The sequence below is a fragment of the Pontibacillus sp. HN14 genome (genome assembly GCF_021129245.1).
In the GTDB taxonomy this organism is placed as follows: Bacteria; Bacillota; Bacilli; order Bacillales; family BH030062; genus Pontibacillus.
In genome coordinates this window covers 452,620-472,748 of the sequence record NZ_JAJOLR010000001.1, presented here as the reverse complement: position 1 = coordinate 472,748, position 20,129 = coordinate 452,620, and the positions used below count along the sequence as shown (strand labels likewise).

General features: G+C 40.5%; 25 protein-coding genes and 1 pseudogene. 7 read left to right on the top strand and 19 right to left on the bottom strand.

Annotated features, from left to right (window positions below):
* Positions 1 to 99 precede the first annotated feature (99 nt).
* From bshC to LQ226_RS02420, 3 genes are all read right to left on the bottom strand, one after another.
* Entirely contained in the window at positions 100 to 1,725 is a 1,626-nt protein-coding gene (gene bshC / locus LQ226_RS02430) for a bacillithiol biosynthesis cysteine-adding enzyme BshC (protein WP_231416253.1), read from the bottom strand.
* An 84-nt stretch (positions 1,726 to 1,809) separates the two neighbouring features.
* Positions 1,810 to 2,193, bottom strand: a complete 384-nt coding sequence (locus tag LQ226_RS02425) for a DUF3397 domain-containing protein (protein ID WP_231416252.1) — start codon at positions 2,191 to 2,193, stop codon at positions 1,810 to 1,812.
* Positions 2,190 to 3,080, bottom strand: coding sequence for a 2-dehydropantoate 2-reductase (locus LQ226_RS02420; RefSeq protein ID WP_231416251.1), 891 nt, complete (start codon positions 3,078 to 3,080; stop codon positions 2,190 to 2,192). Before LQ226_RS02420 ends, LQ226_RS02425 begins: the two co-directional genes overlap by 4 nt.
* Before the next feature lie 287 nt (positions 3,081 to 3,367).
* On the opposite strand from LQ226_RS02420, the gene LQ226_RS02415 reads away from it, so the two are divergent.
* Complete coding sequence (locus LQ226_RS02415; protein ID WP_231417550.1) at positions 3,368 to 3,847, top strand: N-acetyltransferase; 480 nt, start codon at positions 3,368 to 3,370, stop codon at positions 3,845 to 3,847.
* A 44-nt stretch (positions 3,848 to 3,891) separates the two neighbouring features.
* Here LQ226_RS02415 and LQ226_RS02410 read toward each other — a convergent pair whose 3' ends face one another.
* The 4 genes from LQ226_RS02410 to LQ226_RS02395 form a co-directional block, all read right to left on the bottom strand.
* Complete coding sequence (locus tag LQ226_RS02410; RefSeq protein WP_231416250.1) at positions 3,892 to 4,371, bottom strand: RsfA family transcriptional regulator; 480 nt, start codon at positions 4,369 to 4,371, stop codon at positions 3,892 to 3,894.
* A 651-nt stretch (positions 4,372 to 5,022) separates the two neighbouring features.
* The gene (locus LQ226_RS02405) at positions 5,023 to 5,784 is read right to left on the bottom strand and encodes an enoyl-CoA hydratase/isomerase family protein (RefSeq protein ID WP_231416249.1); all 762 of its coding nucleotides are present in this window, start codon (positions 5,782 to 5,784) and stop codon (positions 5,023 to 5,025) included.
* A gap of 205 nt (positions 5,785 to 5,989) precedes the next feature.
* Positions 5,990 to 6,163 (bottom strand): 50S ribosomal protein L32, encoded by a 174-nt coding sequence (gene rpmF / locus LQ226_RS02400; RefSeq protein WP_188654864.1) that lies wholly within the window; start codon positions 6,161 to 6,163, stop codon positions 5,990 to 5,992.
* Between the two features lie 48 nt (positions 6,164 to 6,211).
* Positions 6,212 to 6,724: a YceD family protein gene (locus tag LQ226_RS02395; protein WP_231416248.1), complete on the bottom strand. Its 513-nt coding sequence runs from the start codon at positions 6,722 to 6,724 to the stop codon at positions 6,212 to 6,214.
* Positions 6,725 to 6,977: 253 nt separating this feature from the next.
* Between LQ226_RS02395 and LQ226_RS02390 the strand changes: the two genes are divergently transcribed.
* The gene (locus LQ226_RS02390) at positions 6,978 to 8,195 is read left to right on the top strand and encodes a nucleotidyltransferase (RefSeq protein WP_231416247.1); all 1,218 of its coding nucleotides are present in this window, start codon (positions 6,978 to 6,980) and stop codon (positions 8,193 to 8,195) included.
* 47 nt (positions 8,196 to 8,242) lie between these two features.
* Entirely contained in the window at positions 8,243 to 8,632 is a 390-nt protein-coding gene (locus LQ226_RS02385) for a hypothetical protein (RefSeq protein WP_231416246.1), read from the top strand.
* A gap of 102 nt (positions 8,633 to 8,734) precedes the next feature.
* Here LQ226_RS02385 and LQ226_RS02380 read toward each other — a convergent pair whose 3' ends face one another.
* Positions 8,735 to 9,760 carry a SepM family pheromone-processing serine protease gene (locus tag LQ226_RS02380; protein ID WP_231416245.1) on the bottom strand — a complete coding sequence of 342 codons (1,026 nt, stop codon included), beginning with the start codon at positions 9,758 to 9,760 and terminating at the stop codon, positions 8,735 to 8,737.
* Positions 9,747 to 10,544: a patatin-like phospholipase family protein gene (locus LQ226_RS02375; RefSeq protein ID WP_231416244.1), complete on the bottom strand. Its 798-nt coding sequence runs from the start codon at positions 10,542 to 10,544 to the stop codon at positions 9,747 to 9,749. The genes LQ226_RS02380 and LQ226_RS02375 overlap by 14 nt, the downstream gene beginning before the upstream one ends.
* Before the next feature lie 168 nt (positions 10,545 to 10,712).
* On the opposite strand from LQ226_RS02375, the gene ylbJ reads away from it, so the two are divergent.
* A complete protein-coding gene (gene ylbJ, locus LQ226_RS02370) occupies positions 10,713 to 11,930 on the top strand; it encodes a sporulation integral membrane protein YlbJ (protein ID WP_231416243.1) in 1,218 nt (405 codons plus the stop codon).
* Between the two features lie 24 nt (positions 11,931 to 11,954).
* Here the strand turns inward: ylbJ and coaD are convergent, their stop codons facing one another.
* The 3 genes from coaD to LQ226_RS02355 all read right to left on the bottom strand — a co-directional run bounded on the left by coaD (position 11,955) and on the right by LQ226_RS02355 (position 14,779).
* A complete protein-coding gene (coaD, locus tag LQ226_RS02365; RefSeq protein ID WP_231416242.1) occupies positions 11,955 to 12,437 on the bottom strand; it encodes a pantetheine-phosphate adenylyltransferase in 483 nt (160 codons plus the stop codon).
* Positions 12,438 to 12,449: 12 nt separating this feature from the next.
* Positions 12,450 to 13,049 (bottom strand): 16S rRNA (guanine(966)-N(2))-methyltransferase RsmD, encoded by a 600-nt coding sequence (gene rsmD / locus LQ226_RS02360; RefSeq protein WP_255686793.1) that lies wholly within the window; start codon positions 13,047 to 13,049, stop codon positions 12,450 to 12,452.
* A 299-nt stretch (positions 13,050 to 13,348) separates the two neighbouring features.
* Complete coding sequence (locus tag LQ226_RS02355; RefSeq protein WP_231416241.1) at positions 13,349 to 14,779, bottom strand: copper amine oxidase N-terminal domain-containing protein; 1,431 nt, start codon at positions 14,777 to 14,779, stop codon at positions 13,349 to 13,351.
* A 91-nt stretch (positions 14,780 to 14,870) separates the two neighbouring features.
* Between LQ226_RS02355 and LQ226_RS02350 the strand changes: the two genes are divergently transcribed.
* A complete protein-coding gene (locus tag LQ226_RS02350; protein WP_231416240.1) occupies positions 14,871 to 15,260 on the top strand; it encodes a DUF7147 family protein in 390 nt (129 codons plus the stop codon).
* Between the two features lie 39 nt (positions 15,261 to 15,299).
* Here the strand turns inward: LQ226_RS02350 and LQ226_RS02345 are convergent, their stop codons facing one another.
* Positions 15,300 to 15,578, bottom strand: a complete 279-nt coding sequence (locus tag LQ226_RS02345) for a YlbG family protein (protein WP_231416239.1) — start codon at positions 15,576 to 15,578, stop codon at positions 15,300 to 15,302.
* Positions 15,579 to 15,678: 100 nt separating this feature from the next.
* Here LQ226_RS02345 and LQ226_RS02340 point away from each other — a divergent pair, with 100 nt between their 5' ends.
* Positions 15,679 to 16,002: a hypothetical protein gene (locus LQ226_RS02340; protein ID WP_231416238.1), complete on the top strand. Its 324-nt coding sequence runs from the start codon at positions 15,679 to 15,681 to the stop codon at positions 16,000 to 16,002.
* A 6-nt stretch (positions 16,003 to 16,008) separates the two neighbouring features.
* Here LQ226_RS02340 and LQ226_RS02335 read toward each other — a convergent pair whose 3' ends face one another.
* The 5 genes from LQ226_RS02335 to LQ226_RS02315 form a co-directional block, all read right to left on the bottom strand.
* The gene (locus LQ226_RS02335; RefSeq protein ID WP_231416237.1) at positions 16,009 to 16,449 is read right to left on the bottom strand and encodes a YlbF/YmcA family competence regulator; all 441 of its coding nucleotides are present in this window, start codon (positions 16,447 to 16,449) and stop codon (positions 16,009 to 16,011) included.
* 66 nt (positions 16,450 to 16,515) lie between these two features.
* Positions 16,516 to 16,749, bottom strand: coding sequence for a YlbE-like family protein (locus tag LQ226_RS02330; protein ID WP_231416236.1), 234 nt, complete (start codon positions 16,747 to 16,749; stop codon positions 16,516 to 16,518).
* Positions 16,750 to 16,760: 11 nt separating this feature from the next.
* A complete protein-coding gene (ylbD, locus tag LQ226_RS02325) occupies positions 16,761 to 17,195 on the bottom strand; it encodes a YlbD family protein (protein WP_231416235.1) in 435 nt (144 codons plus the stop codon).
* Between the two features lie 71 nt (positions 17,196 to 17,266).
* Positions 17,267 to 18,346 carry a CAP domain-containing protein gene (locus LQ226_RS02320; protein WP_231416234.1) on the bottom strand — a complete coding sequence of 360 codons (1,080 nt, stop codon included), beginning with the start codon at positions 18,344 to 18,346 and terminating at the stop codon, positions 17,267 to 17,269.
* Positions 18,347 to 18,504: 158 nt separating this feature from the next.
* Positions 18,505 to 18,933, bottom strand: coding sequence for a CBS domain-containing protein (locus LQ226_RS02315; RefSeq protein WP_231416233.1), 429 nt, complete (start codon positions 18,931 to 18,933; stop codon positions 18,505 to 18,507).
* Positions 18,934 to 19,162: 229 nt separating this feature from the next.
* On the opposite strand from LQ226_RS02315, the gene LQ226_RS02310 reads away from it, so the two are divergent.
* Positions 19,163 to 19,618 (top strand): YugN family protein, encoded by a 456-nt coding sequence (locus tag LQ226_RS02310; protein ID WP_354665936.1) that lies wholly within the window; start codon positions 19,163 to 19,165, stop codon positions 19,616 to 19,618.
* Between the two features lie 94 nt (positions 19,619 to 19,712).
* Here the strand turns inward: LQ226_RS02310 and mscL are convergent.
* Positions 19,713 to 20,096, bottom strand: a pseudogene (gene mscL, locus LQ226_RS02305) (large conductance mechanosensitive channel protein MscL); the annotation flags it as partial.
* Positions 20,097 to 20,129 lie beyond the last annotated feature (33 nt).

Genomic DNA, 20,129 nt, shown 5'->3' with positions numbered 1-20,129 from the left:
CAAAAAAAATCCTGCCTTATTGGCAGGATTTCTAAATAAATTTAATTATTTTTCAACTATTTCACTAAAATCACTCCACAGCTCACATAAACGGTTTCCTTACATGAATATAACATGATGAGCTTTACGCCAATCATACTCTACAGTAAGGAGCTGTTTCGGCAAGCCTGGGCCGTGGTCATTGGCAAACGGCAAGATGTTCCAAATTCTTTCCTGCAAACCACCTTCTGGGTGAATGCGTAAATCAATTTGATCGAATACTTCTAGCTCACGACCATGTTTCTCTTCAAGAGCATCAGCCATTCTTTCTTGCAAGAACTCTACATCCCTAAACAAGTAAAAGAGGTTTTTCTCAGCAATTTGACCGATGTCATCCCGAATTTCATGCGCTTTTTCCTTCAGAGGGCGATGCGCTCTTTCTATCGCACGCTTCACTTCATCAGCTAACTCTTCGATCGGAGGATAGCTTTGCATAGCAATCCACTTGCTCTTATCCTCGGTCACACCCTCATTCACAGCCTTTTCTATATCGATAAGATGACGACGAAGCCATTTCTCATTCTGACGATCAAGCAGGGTCATAGATAAACGAGGCATGACCGGTGGCATTTGTATGTTGAGTGCTTCAAAGACAGGCTTAAGCGCTGACCAATATCCAACTTCCCCAGGTCCCGCGATAAAGGTAAGTGATGGCAGGACAAGGTCCTGCATTAAAGGTCTCGTGACAACATTGTTACTTAGAAGGTGAGGTTCTGTTTCTGCAATATGGAGAAGCTCTTCTTCACTAAAACAACATTCATCTTTTTTACCGCGCCAATTTCCTTCTTCATCTTTCATTAAAAGAGTACGTTCCCCGTTCCACTTATAAAATAGATGTCCATCCTCTACTTCAGCTTCTAAGTTAACAGAGTAACCTTGTTGAGCTGTTAAATGAAGTGACCGAACCACACCTTCACTGATTTCAGGCTGTTTTCTTATCATTTCCTGAAAATAACCGCTCTCAAGTTGGCGTAAGTCTTTATGCTGAGCATCCATTAGAATAAGACCTTCTTCTTTGAAGAAGTAATGAGTTAGTCGAGCAAATAAATCTACAAATGTAACAGATCGTTTAAGCTCTCCCTTAATTAAGTCATATAAGTGATTGGTATGTTCACTCTCCCTTAAGCCCATAAACAATCGATCTATCCATGTTTGGATAGCCTCTTGATCCATCTCCATTTCTGAAACTGCTTCTTTTTTCATTTGTTTTTGAAGAATTTTATGCTTCTTCATTCGCGGGGATTGTGGCATATATATATGATTGATTTCATCAAAATCATGATCCTCACCTGCAATCCAGAAGACAGGAAGTACAGGACGACCAAGCGCTTCTTCTTGTTCTTTAGCCATAACGATAATCGAAACGATTTTGTTAATCGTATATAGAGGACCTGTCAGCAATCCAGCCTGTTGGCCACCTACAACCACAACACTTTGAGGATCTCTTAGTCGTTCGATATTAGAGACTGTTGCTTCACTGGCTCCCCACTCTTCATTCACACGCTGAAGATGGTCTGCAAGAGCATCTCGTTGGAAATGACGTTCTTCTAATTCTGCAACTCGCCTTTCATACTCTTCTTGTTTGTATGGGTTGTAATGAAATTTATTTAATAGCTCCTCATGCTGAGCACGATAATGTTGGATAAATTTATTCTGTGATGGTAATTCAATGGGTTGGATCCGCATGGATAACCTTCTCCTTTTTCAATAAGTTCTATGTATTCCTCTCGTATTGTATCGAAAAGACGAAGGGATTTCACTTAAAAGGCATCATAAAGTCATAAGCCTATTGGCCAGCCCATAAATCGTCAAAGATATGTGCAAGCCTGCAAATAACAGAAAACTGAAACGCCAAAATCCTTTAAATGCTTTTCTGAATTCAATCTCATCTCTTACCTTCCATTGTAAATAGATAAAAAGACTAAGTAAAAGAAGAAGTAAAATAAAAACATAACTAATATAAGATCGCTCAAAAATGACAAATAAAGCCGCCGGCACAGCTAAAACATAAATAACTGTCATACTGTTTACTGTCATGTGCAAGGATTTCTTTTTATTCTTTACTGTTTTCCTCATGATTAGGTATACAATTATTGTAAGAGGAATTGGCATAGTAATTAAGATCGCTGCAAGATAGGCAATCACCTGGTTCACATGTTCTCCCTCCTTCTGATTTGTCCTATTCCCTTTAGTCCTTCATAGACGAAGGATGTATAAGGGAGGTCTTGTTTGCACTTCTCCAATATATATCCAGAGATTCCTTCGATTTCTGTTTCCCTTTGGTGTAATACATCCGCTAGCATTGAAGATCGGTTCCACTTCGTTTGCTCCATTATGTGAGTGACACGTTCAAATTGACGATCACCATCTGTTTTCAAAAGAGCCATACAAGCTTCTTCGCATAGCCGTTTCGCTATATTTAAAAGATAAGGGTTTTCGAGAATCTCTCCGTTCCTTATGTTAAATAATGCTGTTATTGGGTTAATCACGGCGTTCACAATGAGTTTATTAGATAATACTTCAAACCAATCTTCTTCAAATACATACGAAAACTCCTTAGAATCTAGCTGGTCTTTAATCCATAAGGCTTGTCTTCTTTCCATATTCACCGCTGCGATTCGGGTCAGTCCCAATCCTGTATGCAAAACACCTCTGTCAGATGTTTTTCGTACGCCATGTTCTACAACACCTACAGCCGACGGGTTCGGCATGTTAACAGCCAGGTCCACGTGTCCCATTCCGTTCTGAAGAAACAAGACAGGAGATGTCACTTTCTTTTCAGCCATTAATGCTACCACTTCATCAACATGAGTTTGCTTCGTTGCAAGAATAACCAAATCGAAGAAATGATGTAAACGCGTCACATCTTCTATATGAATGGTACGGGAGGTGTGCTCCTCTCCCACCTGAATACCTTCTCTTCTGATAAGCTCTATCTGGTCTTGTCTCCGAGCATATAGGGTTACTTTATGTCCTCTTTCTTGAGTTTTAATTGCGTACAATAACCCAACAGCTCCAGCCCCAATTATAGCTACTTTCAACCTATTCACCCACTTTTGCTTCTTCTCTTCTTTTCTTTATACAACAAGAGGCGAAAATCCTCCTATTTGCTCATTTTAGCAAATATTCTTTCTCTGGTCTTTAGGATAAAGGGAGTTTTGAGCGAATACGCTGGACCTCGAGCCACTTTTGCAGGACACATCTCTCCTGAATGGCACAGCGCCATCTACTTAAATGGCAATAAAGGAAACACAAATCATTTAATTCAGAAAATTTTTATATTATAATAGAGATGTGTGATTATGGTTTTAAGGGGGACTTTATAATGATGGATACCATACAAGTTCAAAAACTAGTGGTTAATTTTAAAACGTTAGAAGAATTTAAACGATTTAAAGAATACGGAAATCAAGAGCTTTCAATGTTAGAGGACCTGCAAAGTAACATAATCGAAAATGATAGCGTTTCACCGTTTTATGGGATTTATTATGGAAACGCTTTAGTAGCTCGCATGAGTCTTTATCAGGTTTCTTCACGCTATGACGACTACTTTCAACCCGCCCAAGATTATTTAGAGCTTTGGAAGCTCGAGGTTCTGCCAGATTACCGAAAAAAAGGCTACGGCAAGAAACTTGTAGATTTCGCTAAAAGCTTTGAACTTCCAATCAAAACGAATCCTCGCATCAATTCTCACGGTTTTTGGGAGAAGATGGGCTTCCAAAAAGCTAAATATGATATGGAACGAGATTTAGGGGAAAACCCTCTTATCTGGACACCTGCTGGCGTATCAGAAAAAAACCCTTCTTAAATCAATAGTGCTGAGAGCAGAAAAAAGGCTGATCACATAACGGATCAGCCTTTTTCTTTCGGAATTTGCACCCATTGCCAAAGTTTCCCCATCTCTTCCCATGCTTGATGATATCGTTTAACCTGATCCTTCAACTTTTGGTTTTCCTCATAGAGTTGAGAAAGTTCTTGTTTGTGAGGCTCAGGTTTTGCTCCAGAAACATTTTGCCTCATGGTTTCTAGAAATGAGATGGCGTCATCAATGGAAAATGCGGAGGCGATAGACTCCTCGGCAGAGGCCACCTCTTCTTTTCCAACCCCGCCTCTTTTTCTTTCTTCTTTCGCTAATTGAATCCCTTTTGAATATCGTTTACGCACAGTCGCATTCCAACGAAACCCACAAGCCGCCGAAGTGCGTGATAGCTTCCTAGCCACCTCTTCAAACGCTTCTAACTGCGTCTTCCCAAGCCGGATATAACGGAGAACCGTTTCAGCTAGTAAAACATCTTCATCCTGTGTCCAAGCATCCTGCCTCGTAGCATTCATTCTATCCCTCCTATCACGTGTAATAAAAATGTATGCAACTAATAGGAGAGATAGACTAGGGAATTAAGAAAAGCGCAGGGGGCTTGGTCAGAGGCGTAAGGATAAGACAGGACATGGAAGTGAGCTTGCTCACTGTAATGGCATGTCTTATCTCTCTAGCCTCTAGCCCCCGGAGCTAGACATTAGAAAAGCGAAGGCGACTGTTTAGCCTTCAAGGAAGCTCGACTAAGATCGCCACGTCCTGTGGCAACGTCGAACGACCCCACTTCCTGTGGGGCCGCATAAGCAAGATGCCGTAAGTTCGCAGAGCGGACTGTAGGCATCTTGCTTATGACGCTAGGGGCTAGGAGCCGGAGCTAGACATTAAGAAAAGCGCAGGGGGGCTTGGCCAGAGGCGTAAGGATAAGACAGGACATGGAAGTGAGCTTGCTCACTGTAATGGCATGTCTTATCTCTCTAGCCTCTAGCCCCCGAAGCTAGACATTAGAAAAGCACAGGGAGCTTGGTCAGAGGCGTAAGGATAAGACAGGACATGGAAGTGAGCTTGCTCACTGTAATGGCATGTCTTATCTCTCTAACCTCTAGCCCCCGAAGCTAGACACTAGAAAAGCGCAGGCGGGGTGGTCAGGAATCAGTGTATTTTAAAAAGAATTACGATTTCTGAAATCTTTCGACCGCTTCCTTATGAGCCTCATTCCCCCATAGATTTGAACAACGCCTCACTTCATCATCCATATCAGCAGAAAGAGATAACGGGATCTGTTGCTTCACATATTGCTGTTTGAAATGGATCAATTGGTCTAAATTTTTCTGCAAAAATGGTTGCAGAATGTGATCGATATCTTCAGCCAACGTATCCTCATGAATGATCCCTTGAAGCCACCCCAGCTGTATAGCTTCTTCTGTAGAATATACCCGAGATTGGACCAGCATCTCATAGGCTTTTAAAGGATGGATCCGTTGATAGAGCATCGCTCCTCCGCCCCATCCCGGTGAGATTCCTAATTTTCCTTGAACAAATCCAATCGTACTTCCTTCTGTTGCATATCTGAAGTCACAAGCAGTAGCCAGTTCACAACCACCGCCTCTGGTGTGACCGTTTAGTAACGCAATCGTAGGAACTGGGAAACGAGATAACTCATACAGCACTTCTTTCATTGGATACAATGCACTAAATGCTTCTTGGGAGGACAAATCTGCATGAAAATCATTCAAATCTCCCCCTGCACAGAACGTCTCGGTTCCCGCACCTGTAATAACTAACGCTTTTAACTCTAAATTACGAGCATCTCTAATTAACCTCTGAAGCTCTTCAATCATATCAAAGGAAAGAGCATTTCGTCGCTCAGGCCGATAAAGGGTTATCATGCCATACCCTTGTTCATATAAATCCCACTTAACATATTCGCTCATATCATTTCCCCTTTTCTCTGTCCATCTACTTTTATTGTACCAAACTATTGACGTTAAACGGTTTTAAAATAGGACAATTCCGAATGCAGACCCTTTCGCAAACAACCGAGATATAATCAATCAGTACGCCATCGAGGTCGGTCTACGTAAGAAAATAGCACAAAAAAAGAAGCGTCTCTACGAGACACTCCTTTTTTTGAACATACTATTGTTCAACCACTTGTTTACCATTGTACTGTCCGCAAGATTTGCAAACATGGTGTTGTTTAGTGTATTCACCGCAGTTTTGGCATTCTACCATTCCTGGTACGTGAAGTTTCTTGTGAGTACGACGTTGGTTTTTAACCTTTTTTGAAGTTCTACGCTTTGGTACTGCCATGTGTTACACCTCCTTCATGCACGATCCAGATTGTATGTGATGGATCTCTTACTCTTTGTTATCATCTAAAAATTGTTGAAGCTTTGCAAGGCGAGGATCCACCTTTTCTTCTTGCTTCTCCTCTGTGATTAACTGCCAGCCCTGCCCTTCAGAAAGAGCATCGTCAAGCACCTCATCATCAGCGAACACTTGCAAAGGAACCTCCAATATTACATTTTCCTTGATATAAGGCGTTAAGTCAAGAACTTCTCCAGCAATTTCATGGATCTCATCTTCACCTTCCTGGTGATAAGGAGATAAGGAGAATACTTCTACCGCATCAAAGGAAAATGGATAGTTTACATCCGCTAATGTACGAGCACAAGGGAGCGTCATCGTTCCAGATACTGCAAAACGAAAGGTTACCGTATCTCCATTACGAGTGGCTTCACCTTTAACATGTACATCAGGAATTGAACGGATGTCATTCGGCATTTCTTCTAATTCAGAAATGTCAACGCGATCATCAAACGTTACCGGTTCAAGATCTGCTGCTTTTAATTTTTGTAAAGCAAATTTCATTCTAATCACCTCAAGGCAACAAGAGTTATTTTAAAAGGAAATAGACAATTTGTCAACATTTTTTCTTTACAGCCATATTGCCGTTCATTATTTCGCTTTTATAGTCTTTTCACTATGCCACAACTTAAAGAGTGACGCAAGTAATGGCGATGAAAAGCTTATTTATATTGATTTCGCTTCCCGCATTCGGTAGTTTATAATCATAGTCAATTCTTTCAAGAACGGAAAACACAATTAGAAAGAGGGGAACGCCATGAAATCGTGCGGACTTATTGTCGAGTATAACCCTTTCCACTTTGGTCATTTATATCACTTACAGCAATCAAAGGAAGCATCCGGAGCAGATTGTATGATCGCCGTCATGAGTGGAAATTTTCTTCAAAGAGGGGAACCTGCCATTATTGACAAGTGGCACCGAACTGAAATCGCCCTCTCACAGGGCGTTGATGTTGTATTAGAGCTGCCCTATGTGTTTGCTGTACAAAACAGTGACTTATTTGCAAAAGGCTCTGTTCTCACCCTTTCAGAAATAGGAGTTGATACCATATGCTTTGGGAGTGAACAGGGGGATATCTCGCCTTTTTTGAAAGCTTATGAGCATGTGAACGCGCATGAAACGTCCTACAAGGAATCCCTCCACCAATACTTAGATCAAGGCTTCTCTTTTCCAGAAGCAAGCCGGCACGCATATGAGGCAATTGGTTTATCGAATCACGCCATTGACCTCTCACAACCGAATAACATATTAGGATACAGCTATACGAAGACCATACTTGATCATGACTTATCCATCACTCCTATGACGATTAAACGGACTCAAAGCGGTTATCACGATGAGACGATTACTCATCAGATTGCTAGTGCAACAAGTATAAGAAAATCCATTCTAGAAGGAAAAGAGATGACAAAAGAAGCTGAAGGCTCATTACCCGGGTCTTCAATAGAAAAATTAATGGAATACAAGCAAAAAGCAACTGGATGGCATGATTGGGAGCGCTACTTTCCATTACTCCAATATAAGCTTACTACCCTCTCCCCTGAAGAAATTAGATCCTTTCATGGTGTGGAGGAGGGTCTTGAACACCGCTTGCTGCATACAATTAAAGAAGCAACAAATTTCTCGGAGTGGATGACTCTACTAAAAACAAAACGGTACACATGGACACGACTTCAGCGAACGATTACTCATATTTTGACTCATACTAAAAAACAAGAAATCGAGCCTATCCTTCAGCTGAACCAGTTGCCTTATGTGCGTTTATTAGGCATGTCAGAAACTGGTCGATCCTACATTCGGCAACAAAAGAAAAAAATGGGTGTACCAATCCTTCCAAATGTGCAGTCAGGAAACCATGAATTTGTTACAATAGAGGAGCGTTCTGTGGACGCCTATTTGTCTTGTCTGCCAGCAGAACAAAAGAAACGCCTGCGCAAAAGAGAATTAGGCCCACCAGTAATGCCGCATATGTGAAACATTCCTTATTGATTGATCGTCTAAAAGTTAAAGGGGGAATGAGGTTGCGCAAACTGTTACGATGGTTCAGCATTACGTTTCTTGCGCTGTTTATTATCGTGGGATCTATTGGATTTGCATTTAAAGATACACTGTTTCAAGAAGGAAATCCTATCCCCGTCATCAGCGGCATCGTGCAGCTTAAATTTGGCGACAAACCTTATGTGCAGATTGATTCAGAATCAGAGAGCTACATCACACCACACACCCCGGTGGAGGGCGACTATTATTACATCGTCAAAACCTTTATGGGCGAAAAAGGATGGGCTTTCCTTGAGCAAGATGGAACAGACCTGATTTTCTCTAAAGGAAATGATCAAACAACCGTGGAAACACGGATGTACACTTCTGATTATTACATTTTTTCAATCAGCCAGAGTAACGCCACGACATAGCAAAGAAAGCTGAACATCAAAATATTGGCCAGTAAACTCTAAATGTCAAAAGGGCTCCAAATTGTATCTTATTGTACAATTTGGAGCCCTTTGTAGTGTTTTTTATTTACCCTTAGGTTCTAAGTCTTTCAAGTACTCTAAAGCGTCCTCAAACGTATCGACAGGCACAATTTTCATATCTGTCCCGATGTCTTCAGCCGTCTTCTTGGCAACCTCATAATTAGAGCCTTCTTTTCCTCCTTCATTTGGAGCAAAGAAAATTTCAATCCCTTCGTCATCAGAAGCCACAACTTTCTTATCAATGCCACCAATTCTTCCAACTTTACCTTCAATTGAAATCTCACCTGTACCAGCAACTTGGTACCCTTTTGTTATATCGTTTTCTGTTAGTTGATCATACATCTCTAAAGAGAACATGAGTCCAGCACTTGGGCCTCCGATTTCACCACTCTTGAATTTCACAGGAGGATCCACTTCTACACTCCTCTTGGTTGCAAGCCCAATTCCCATAATAGCTCGATTTTCTTCAGGGTGTTTTCCTAAAGAGACCGTTTTCGTCATTTCCTTACCACTTCGAACAAAGGTTACCTCTACGCTATCTCCGACTTCAAGAGGTGAAATAAGCTCAATTAACCCCTCAGATTCTTTAATTGGTGTTCCATTCACCTCAGTAATTCGATCCCCAACCTCGAGTTTCCCCTCAGCAGGCATCCCATCTTCTACACGCATAACGATCACACCATCACTTTTAATCGTAACATCTTTCCCTGCAGCCCTATATGCAACCACCTGAGCCGCTTCTTGAGAAGATGCCATCACTTGAATTTGAGCATGGTGATACTCTTCCTGATCTACTCCTTCAGGGAAGATGTCTTCAATATCGTAAACTTGATGATAAGGAAGAATTTTGGCAATTACATACCTAATAGGTGTAGCGGGTCCACCACTAACGGTAACTAAGTGCATTTCTCCTTCACTGTCATAAGCTCCCTCAACTTGTACAATAGGATTTAAATCATCAGCCGATCCCGGCTGATAAATATAATAGGGTAAACGGTACTGCGCTAAGAAAAAAGCGAGTACCACTACAATGGCAAAGACTATAAAATACCTTTTATTCTGCTTCATTTTCTGGCTCCTTCCAATGCTCTATATACGTTCGAATCGACTTAATATGCAGGTTGGCCTCTTTCTCTCCTTCATTCACAATCTCCTCTATATCTGTAAAAGCTCGTGAACTATATTTTTTGATGTCTGGTTTTAACATGAAATCTGCATTAAGATCGATCTGGCTCAGCAATTCCTCTTGCATGATTTCAATACTTTGAATAATAACATCATAAATGGATTGAACCTCATTACTACCATCGAAATGAGCACAATCCACACCAATTACAATATCTGCCCCCATCTCTCTTGCTACTGAAATGGGAACACGGTCCACAACTCCGCCGTCAACCAATAACCGATCCCCTATCTTCTCTGGAACAAATATTCCTGGGATTGAGATACTCGCTCTTACGGCATTTGCTGTATTGCCCTCTTTAAAGATCACTTTCTCGCCTGTTTTTAAATCGGTCGCAATAACTGCGAAGGGGATTTTTAGGTCTTCTATGTTTTTTCTGTGGGTAAACAAGCTTATATACTCTTTAATTCTCTTACCTTGAATAAACCCCATTTTAGGGACGGTAAAGTCTAAGTAATACTTGCGCTTAAATGTTCTAGCTAGTTTATACAGTTGATCCATATCCTGACCAGCACAATACAAGGATCCAACGAGCGCACCCATACTACTACCGGCGATGAGGTCTACTTGAATCCCTGCATCATGAAGTGCTTTCAATACACCAAGATGCGCAAAACCTCTCGCGCCCCCAGAACCTAAGGCTAATCCAATAACAGGTCTCTTCACCTTAAGCCCCCCCTTTTCTCGCCATTCTTTTCTTATTTTATGGCATAAAACCCTTTCACATGAGCGTATAGTGGTATAGAAACGCTTGTACTTTGTATGTATATGTTATGAACATTTTACTATTTCCAAAAAGAGAAGTACAGTCGGCCAATTTGTAGGGGGCTTTTTATGAAATCTCAAGTGAAATCACTCGCACTTGCTTTACTGGCATTGTTTTTAGCCTTTTCCCTAATCCGGTTCCCGGACCAAGCATTAGAAGCATCGATCCGTGGATTGAACATGTGGTGGGAAATTGTATTCCCTTCCCTTCTCCCCTTTTTTATAACGGCTGAACTATTAATCGGTTTTGGGGTGGTTCGATTTATCGGGATTCTCTTTGAACCCATCATGAGACCCATATTTAAAGTGCCTGGAGTAGGCAGCTTCGTATGGGCTATGGGAATGGCAAGCGGATATCCTTCAGGGGCTAAGTTAACAGCAAGGTTAAGACAAGAGAAACAATTGACCCGCATAGAAGCAGAGCGACTTGTTTCATTTACTAATGCCTCCAACCCTCTCTTTATATTCGGAGCTGTATCCGTAGGCTTCTTTCACGACCCTACATTAGGCGTTTTACTTGCAGCATGTCACTATGTAGGTAATACGCTTGTTGGTATTTGCATGCGCTTTTATGGTCGTGAGAACCCCGCTGAAGAAGAAGGAAACGAAACCCGTGAAAAAATCACGTTAAAGAAAGCCTTTCAAGCTCTCCACCAATCCAGGTTAGAGGAACCACGCCCTTTCGGGAAATTCTTCGGAGATGCTGTTTTATCTTCCATCCAGACCTTACTGATGATTGGCGGGTTTATTATAATGTTTTCCGTATTTAATAAATTACTCTTCCTTGTAGGAATCACACCTATTATTGCCGGGGCAATAGGTATCCTATTCCAAATGCTAACTCTGCCACAAGAGTTGACCATCCCATTTATATCCGGGCTTTTCGAAATTACGTTAGGATCCCAAATGACAGCACAAGCGGAGAACGCAGTACTTTTACAACAAGTAATCTGCGTGAGCTTTATCCTTGCCTTTAATGGTTTTTCTGTGCAAGCACAAGTTGCCAGCATTCTAGCAGATACAGATATACGATTTAGACCTTATTTCTTGGCTCGTATATTACACGGACTATTTGCAGCCATGTTAAGTGTCTTATTATTCATCCCACTATACGTCGATCGTCAAGCCTTTGAATCGAATGAGTCACCTGTTTGGATAAGGTTAAGTCAACATGAAAGTTTCTGGTCAGAACTCTTTGAAAAACTCGTTTCGATCGGTCCCTTATTAACGATTGGCTCCTTAGCTATGGCTAGTCTGATATTGTATAGAAGAATGATAAAAAAATAGCCCGGCTAACAAAATGTTAGAGGGCTATTTTTTATACTTCCCTTTTAAAGCTTCTTCAACCTGTGGAGGGACAAGTTCAGATACATCACCGTGATATTTAGAAACTTCTTTCATAATGCTTGAACTTAAGAAAGAATATTGATTGTTAGTCATGACAAAAAACGTTTCAATTGAATCATTGAGCTTACGGTTCATTGCGGTAATCTGCATTTCATATTCAAAATCACTCACCGCTCGTAAGCCTCTTAACACCACATTGGCACCTTTTTCCTCAGCATAATCAATCAGTAGCCCACTACTCGAATCGACTGTTACATTGTTAAGATGACTCGTCACTTCTTGAATCATTTCGATACGTTCTTCAACAGAAAACAGTGGGGATTTTGCACGATTATGAAATACAGCTACTGTAACATGATCAAAGATCTTTGCCCCACGTTCTATTATATCAAGATGGCCATATGTAATTGGATCAAAGCTCCCTGGACAGATTGCTAATGTCGCCATACTCTTCCTCCTCTACTCTTGTTTATAAAGGCTAATTGAAATAATACTTGAATATGTTTCATGTCGGAAGCATGTGAAAGAACCGAATGAATCTGGTAATGATTGTTCCGAAGAGTGCTCACACACGATAACGGTTTCTTCATTCACCACATTATGCTCAACCAGAGAATCCACAAGCTCTTCGTATGAGAACTTCTCATAAGGAGGGTCTAAAAAGACTAACCGGAATGATAAGCCTCTCTTTCCTGCTGCTTTAATTGCTCGGTACGCATCGTTCTTATAAACTTCAGCATAGTCTTGTAGCTTTAATGTCTTCAAATTCTCGTAGATTGTGGCAATCGCTTTAGGGTGCTTATCTACAAAAATCGCTTGATCCATCCCTCTGCTTAATGCCTCTATCCCTAAGCCTCCGCTTCCTGCAAACAAGTCCAGGCATGCTCCGCCTTCAAAATAAGGACCAATCATTTGAAATAGAGCTTCTTTTACTTTATCTGTCGTAGGGCGTGTCAACCGGTTGGGTACAGGTTGAAGTTGACGCCCTTTATGTTCTCCAGCAATTACGCGCATAGAGTCAACACCTTTCTCTAACCATTTCGTACATAATCCTACCATAAACAATCTTAAAGAGGAAACTCACAAGTCCCCTTCCACATCCCTACTTCTTCCCTTTCTAAAAGTTTTCGAAAGATCACTTTAATATTTTTCAAACTCAGAGTATAAATGGAACGTAAACCGCTCATACTGTGTAAAGAGCGGTTAGGAGTTCTCCTAATCGTTCCCGAAGACGGAGAAGACTTACGTTTCCCCATAAGTTCTTCCTCCGGTTTCTCCTCTCCCTTTGCCTTTTTGATTTGATGTGAATTAAATCAAAAAAGGTGCCTGCAGACCATGAATGTGTCTGCAGGCTTTTTTTAATTTCGAATATAGAGGTTATTCGAATCTTCTTGAACATGAATTCCAAGAATCTCTTTCATGTATCGTTCTTTTATATAAACTTCGCCATTTAATTGGAATAACACATCACTAGCAATGCCAAATGACTCTTCATTCTCAATAAATGTTTGTTTCCCAAGGGTAAACCTCCACGTATCCTCCCCTTTTCTCACGATATAAATGCCTTCACCCGGAATTCCTGTTACATCTATATGTAAGACCTCGGCCAAGCCACCGAGTGGGAAAGATCGGTTTTTGTTCATCAAGATAGGGTCCCACGCCACATCATTACGCTCCCCATTTATTACAATGGGTTTCGTTTCATAATAGAATAAAGAAACAAAAGGCTTTTCCTTTTCTTTGTTTTTTTGAAAAAATGTCGTTTCCAACCCCTCAACCTCACTGAGACTCTGGTCCAAATTAGCTACTAGGGTACCTTTTCTTTTTTTAGAAATGCTATTTAAAAACGCGTCTTTTTCCTCTGCTGATAGTTCAGCATCGAGTGCTTGTTTCACCTTTTCACCTTTTTCTGAATCAGGCTCAGTGGAAGTTGCATAAGCAACAATCGATTCAATCAACCATCTCTCTTCATCAGGTATGTCGTAGTTGCTTGTAACGAGCATACGATACCAAGCTTTTTCAACGTTTTCCAAGCTAAAGGATGGGATGGACAAAACGCCTTTAGAACCATCAGGAACATCCCTACCCACTAACAGAATGAGAGGTTGATCAGATAACGACCTATATAATTTTTCTGTATTATTCAAATTTTGTTCTGAGAGTTTTTTATTAGAGTAGATTGTTAGAGAGCCCCGAGTTTGTTCCACATAGCCTTTCGTATCTATAACATAAAGGGGAAAGTGATCCGTTTTCTGAGCTTCCCATTTATAGTAATCAATAGTTGATTTTTTTATAACCGCTTCTTTCTTAGCAGGACTGAACCATGTCCAATGAGATGGTTGCTTTTCCGCAAGTGAAACCTTCATATTCATTGGTATGTAGGAATCCTTCTGTTTTATCTTCATAAACCAATGACTACCAAACGCCTGCTCGGCTTCGCCTGATGAGATTCGGTAAGTAAAATGGAGTTTTTTATTAGAAGAAACCGTAACGTTTATAGAAGAAGACGTTTCCTCCATTAAACAAGATTCCCCCTCCTCGTATACACACTCCATATCCTCGGCACCATTTGGAACAACGAGGATATAGGTTCCTTCATTGATTCCTTTAATGGTTTGCTCAATATCCGTTCCAGACGGGGAATGAGTAATCGTAATAGAGGATGCTGGTGGATCCCCTGATTCTTCTGTTGAGGCAGGACCGTATGTATACATACTCCACTGATAGAGAACAAGGAGAATGAGTAAAAAGATTAGTGGGGTTGTGTAAAGTAACGCTTTCCTGATCATTGTTGGTAACTCCTCTTTACATTTGTAACTATCCAACCTCTTTATTTTTTGCTACAGTATCAGAAGAGATTACTATAAAAGAGGTGGCCATATGATTCAACGTTTTATCGAACTAGGGCAAGGATACTCAGACTTATATGAGTTACTTGCATTAAGTCGCAGCATGCCTGAAAGAGTGCAACATGTAATGGCATTTCACACAACAACAGGAAATGAAAAACGAACCTCGCTTGCTGTTGTCATGAAGCCGACAACTCCAGGGAACTTCCAACCTCTGTATATCTGCCGCGAAGGAGTCCCTTATCCTCACGAAACGCCTAATAAGCGTTTCGATCTGTTTAAAAACTTAGCAGAAGAGCTTGAGAAAGACATAATAGAACTCACCGTACAACCTAGTCAGATCTTCGGTGAGAAAGAGTTATTTTATCAGCATCTTATAGGGATACTACGAATGAACCGCTACATTGCTCCTATGAGTTAATCATGAAAAAGAGCACGGGACCATCATCCCATGCTCTTTTTATATACTACCATATTTGTAATCATATTCTTTCGCCTTGTCTGGCTTTGAATTTTCATATTCAGTTCGAATAAAAGGTTTATAAGAAGGTTCTACCTTAGAAATGTAATGAAGTTTGGAAAGTTTTGTCATCACGTCTTCTATTTCGTCTTGATTGACGTATAAAAGAGCATACTTATGTTTCTTCGATGCATGTACTAAATGACCATAACGTTTAATTTGGCGGATATTTTTCATATGTTGAAACCATATGACTATTCCTTGTCTTTTTGTAAACATAGGGCATCCTCTTTCATTTGTAGTTTGAAATCAGTTTAGCAAATATTGAGAAAAGGTTCAATCATTGAATGAACATCTTTCCATATGAGGAGGTAGTAGGATGACAGAAGTAGAAAAGGCTTGGGAACTTTTTTTGGACACTTTAAATGCTGAATCATGTGTTCACTTGAGTTATAAAAAAATCATCGCAGGCTTGCCTTTTGTTTATGTATTTTCAACTTCAGAGAAGATGAATCGACCTAAAGTTGAAGAAAGCTTAAAGAGGGCCGCTGCTACAGCCATGAAAGGAAAGCGCCTCACCCTCTCTATGACATACGTCCGAGAGTATGAAGCGCTTTATGTGTATCGTGTCCGTTTCCTTGTGCCACAACAAAAGATGTTTTGTTGCGGAAACATGTGCACAGACTGTATTCGATTTCAGTAAAACAGGTTAAGAACAGCCACAGCCGCCACCACTGCCACAGCCACAGCCACTGCCCGTATCCTGAAAGACTGCACCGTCTTTAGGAACTTTAATCTGGGGACTGATGCTTCCAGCAATGATCTGACTCAGTTCATCAAGTAGCTTCTGAAGCTCACGTTCTGCTACTTTGTAGGCTGCCACATAATCATTCATATCCATATCACGTTTCTTCTGACGTACCGCCTTCATAATTTGGTTGTAGTCAGGATGATATCGACCGAATCGCTCAACCTCTTCATACTGGATTTTACTATCTTGAAAAGCTCGGATCAGGCGTTGGGCCTCTCGATCCCGCTCCATATCTTGTTTAGCTTGGAGGTATCTTTCATATACGTCTGAACCTGATACCAACTTCCCTAACTGTTCACTTTGATCCAGGATTTCTACTGTCTCCGAAGTAGCTAGCAAGTAAATCACCTCCACTTGCTATTTTACCAAATTCTTTTAGAAATACGAAATATTTATGAACTTTTTTTATTCTTTCATTGCCTGAGCCATTTGCATAAGCATTTGGACCATTTGAAGTTGATTTGTCATTCGCTCCATTTTTTGAGTCGTCGTCTTCCCAAAGTAATATTTCGCTTCCTCTTCCATCCCAACAAGTACACTTGGGTCACGGGTAATTTTGCGATACCATTTAGGATTTTGCCTAATAAAATGAACAAGATCTGGACGATTATTTAGATATTGATAGACACCAGGTTGCATAGAATCACCTCTCAATCACGTCCAAAACCAAACGGGGATCTTTTAGGCGTATTTCCTTTACTTGGATTTGTCTTTTTCATATCTTGAAATTGCCCTACAAGATTTTGAATGTTTGATATTGCTCCATTTAATTGTTGAATATGGCCTTGCACTTTATTTAAATCCACATTTTCAATCATATTCATAAACTGACCCATCATTTCTTTATTTTTCCCAGAATCATTATCTTCCTCTTGCTCTTGCTCCACATCCTGAGTGTTGGCTTTTTGTTGTTCTGTTGGTTGATTGAACTGCTCCCAATAAGGATCCTCTTCACCTAGTAATACCCATTTTTCATAATAAGGCTGCCAACTCTCTCCTTTTTGGCGAACTTCCTGAATTAATTTAGGATAACGGCCCACAAACTCTTTGAACTCAGCAACAGAAGGGTGTAATTGTGAACTCATACTGAACCACCTCACCTTATGTTCTCTTTTATGGTCAGTATATGAGTAAGTAAACGCTTTTGTGTATATGCCTAATAAGGCTCTTCAAGGAAATTTTGTGTGTAATAGTAACGATAGACCCCCACTCCAAGGTGTGTGTACCCTTCATTAAGCAATGCTTCACGGTGTCCCTCACTATTTAGCCATCCTTCTACTACAGCTGGTCCATCCGGGTATTGAGCTGCGATGTTTTCACCAGCTGAGGCATATTGAATATCCCCCTTTTTCAACCGTTCCTTAAGACCTTCCCCACTCAAAGAAATATGAGAAAAATAATTGCGCTCAGCCATATCTTTACTATGCTGATAGGCGACTCCTGCAGTTAGTTCATCCCAAACGAGTTTATCCACTCCGAACCTGCTACGTAACTGGTTTGAGATGGCATAAATTTGCTGCTCTGTACCTTTCTCTATCTCCTTCCACTCACTTTCTAATAAAAGAGGTAATTCAGGTAGCTGACCAGTATAAGAAACATCATAAGGTCGATGGAGAAGAAGGATTTTATTGTTCATCACCCGAACAGAAGATAACTGATTTGTACTCTCATCAAAATAAAGTTGAATAACCTCTGAATCATTCATCTTTGAGAGAGGCCTTTGCTTAAAGTCTTCTTCGGTTAGGGTGAAGAGAAAAGACCCTTCTTCTGTTTTAATCTCAACTTCTTTTTCAAGTGTTAATTTCTCCTCTATTTCTTTCCTTGATTGACCAATCTTGATCGTATCAAGGTCTAATGAGGGGCCAATACCGAACGCAGCCACCACTTCATCATTCTCTATTCCAATCTGATAGTAATTTACAGAAGTACTATAGATCCACCACGTATACCCATAAGGTGTAGGGTCTTTACGTTCGGCTTTTCCAAATTCATTCTCAATTTCTCTCCCAGTCTTTCCAATAAGGTGCTGTAAAGAAGAAGAAGAAGAGGCTTTAGGTGGTTCAATGCTTTCTGAAATAACAGAGATCGATTCGCGTTCATCACCACCCTCTCCACTATAGTTAGAAAGTGAAAGTTCTCCTGGTGGATCCGCTCTTTCTCTCCATTCTCTTGAACCTATCACAGTACTAACGATCACTAATATAAGAAAGAGTACAACTGTTAATCTTTGATTCATATTCTCACGCCTTTCTACCACTGATACTTCAGTATAATAGAGAACATAAGTAAATATGATAGAAATCATAGAACACTACCTCGAATGAACGGAACTCCTGATGGCCCGTTAAGGTAAAATAAAAAGGCCCCATACATGTCATGGGACCTTCTAACTTATTAATGAAGTTCAGGGCGCTCTGAGATTTCCTCTAAGGCATGACCTGCTGCTTCGTTCGATTTTTGATCTAACGAAAGATCTCCAAGAGAGACGATACCAACAAGTTTACCGCTTTCTACAACTGGCAAACGACGAATTTGCTTATCCGCCATTACATCTCCAGCTTCTTTCACAGACGTTTCAGGAGTCACGGATACCATGTGATCGCTCATCACCTTTTGAATGGCTGTAGAGCCTGAATGCTTCCCTGCATATCCTCTTATAACAAGATCACGATCCGTTACCATTCCTAGAAGATTCTGCTGGTTATCACATACAGGGATGGACCCTACATTTCGCTCTTTCATTTTAGTAGCCGCTTCATACAAAGTATCATCTGCTGTACAACATGCTACATCTGTTGTCATAATATCTCTTACTGATTTCATCCATATCTCCTCCGTACCATTTATTATTGGATGGACTGTGACTCATCCCATATTTTAATGTTTCCTAAACCGCACATATCTTGCATGAAACATTGTAGGAATTGGATTTGACTAAAGGAGATTCTACATAAGCAACATTTTAATAGGGAAATAATTGCAAGTTGAGCAAGTTTTTTATATGATTAAGTAAGAACACGTTTACATAAAGACATGATGCGAGGTGGAACACATGAGAATTGAAGGTAAAGGTATCGAAGGCGCAATCGTAGAACTGAAGAAATTGGATCACTTGATGAAGAAGGCTGGTTTTGTCAGAGGTGGTCAGTGGGACTATGAACGAGTAACCTATGACTATAAAATCAACACGGCTACTAAGGGCCAGACGTATTACTTACGAGTACAAGGTTACGCTCTTGAAGGCGATGTCGATAAGCAGGATGCTACTATGCAGTTGTTAACCCCACTTCTAGGAAAACATTACTATCCTCACGGTGTAGAATACGGGGATGGAGAAGATTTTCCTGATACGCTTGTAGACAAGAGCAATAAGCTTTTAGATCGCGTTAAAGATATGATTGACGAATTTCAAAATGAGCACCTGCTCGATCGTGCTAAGAAACTCATTGACCAATATCAATTTGACGGTGCAAAAGAAATGCTTGAAAAGTACCAAAAAAATAATTAATGGAGACAGACTGTTAACGAGATCGACCGTTAGCAGTCTTTTCCTTATTTTTTTGAATGTAGACAATCGGATGATTCGGGCTATTTTGCTCCATATGGGAACGTTCTCTTAGTAGATCTCTAATGTCTCCTAAGATTTGATCTGTGGTTTCTTCTTGAAACTGAACCTGACCTTTAGCTTTCCCTCGAAGTCTAAAAATGACTTTTAGAAATAAGAAAATAGCGAATGTGATGATAAAAAAATCGACTGCCGATTGTAAAAATGCACCATACTGAATGTAAACCGTCCCTTTACCTAGCGCAAATTGGATATGCAATGCTTGGAGGTTAACGCCTCCCATCAATAAACCCACTACAGGCATAACAACATCATCTACAAGGGATTCAATGATTTTTCCGAAGGCGCCTCCAATTACAACAGCTATGGATAGATCCAGTACATTCCCTTTCGTAGCAAAAGCCTTAAACTCTTTCCACATGGACAATCCCCCTTCTCGTTTCATCGTATGTTC

Coding starts and splice junctions, on each gene's coding strand:
- rpmF (WP_188654864.1), bottom strand. CDS start 6,163: ATGGCAGTACCAAAGCGTAGAACTTCAAAAAAGGTTAAAAACCAACGT.
- LQ226_RS02330 (WP_231416236.1), bottom strand. CDS start 16,749: ATGCAACCTGGTGTCTATCAATATCTAAATAATCGTCCAGATCTTGTT.
- coaD (WP_231416242.1), bottom strand. CDS start 12,437: ATGGCGACATTAGCAATCTGTCCAGGGAGCTTTGATCCAATTACATAT.
- LQ226_RS02405 (WP_231416249.1), bottom strand. CDS start 5,784: ATGAGCGAATATGTTAAGTGGGATTTATATGAACAAGGGTATGGCATG.
- LQ226_RS02410 (WP_231416250.1), bottom strand. CDS start 4,371: ATGAATGCTACGAGGCAGGATGCTTGGACACAGGATGAAGATGTTTTA.
- LQ226_RS02345 (WP_231416239.1), bottom strand. CDS start 15,578: ATGTTTACAAAAAGACAAGGAATAGTCATATGGTTTCAACATATGAAA.
- rsmD (WP_255686793.1), bottom strand. CDS start 13,049: ATGGTAGGATTATGTACGAAATGGTTAGAGAAAGGTGTTGACTCTATG.
- LQ226_RS02320 (WP_231416234.1), bottom strand. CDS start 18,346: ATGAATCAAAGATTAACAGTTGTACTCTTTCTTATATTAGTGATCGTT.
- LQ226_RS02355 (WP_231416241.1), bottom strand. CDS start 14,779: ATGATCAGGAAAGCGTTACTTTACACAACCCCACTAATCTTTTTACTC.
- LQ226_RS02310 (WP_354665936.1), top strand. CDS start 19,163: ATGAGAATTGAAGGTAAAGGTATCGAAGGCGCAATCGTAGAACTGAAG.
- LQ226_RS02415 (WP_231417550.1), top strand. CDS start 3,368: ATGGATACCATACAAGTTCAAAAACTAGTGGTTAATTTTAAAACGTTA.
- LQ226_RS02390 (WP_231416247.1), top strand. CDS start 6,978: ATGAAATCGTGCGGACTTATTGTCGAGTATAACCCTTTCCACTTTGGT.
- ylbJ (WP_231416243.1), top strand. CDS start 10,713: ATGAAATCTCAAGTGAAATCACTCGCACTTGCTTTACTGGCATTGTTT.
- LQ226_RS02380 (WP_231416245.1), bottom strand. CDS start 9,760: ATGAAGCAGAATAAAAGGTATTTTATAGTCTTTGCCATTGTAGTGGTA.
- LQ226_RS02395 (WP_231416248.1), bottom strand. CDS start 6,724: ATGAAATTTGCTTTACAAAAATTAAAAGCAGCAGATCTTGAACCGGTA.
- bshC (WP_231416253.1), bottom strand. CDS start 1,725: ATGCGGATCCAACCCATTGAATTACCATCACAGAATAAATTTATCCAA.
- LQ226_RS02350 (WP_231416240.1), top strand. CDS start 14,871: ATGATTCAACGTTTTATCGAACTAGGGCAAGGATACTCAGACTTATAT.
- LQ226_RS02340 (WP_231416238.1), top strand. CDS start 15,679: ATGACAGAAGTAGAAAAGGCTTGGGAACTTTTTTTGGACACTTTAAAT.
- LQ226_RS02315 (WP_231416233.1), bottom strand. CDS start 18,933: ATGAAATCAGTAAGAGATATTATGACAACAGATGTAGCATGTTGTACA.
- ylbD (WP_231416235.1), bottom strand. CDS start 17,195: ATGAGTTCACAATTACACCCTTCTGTTGCTGAGTTCAAAGAGTTTGTG.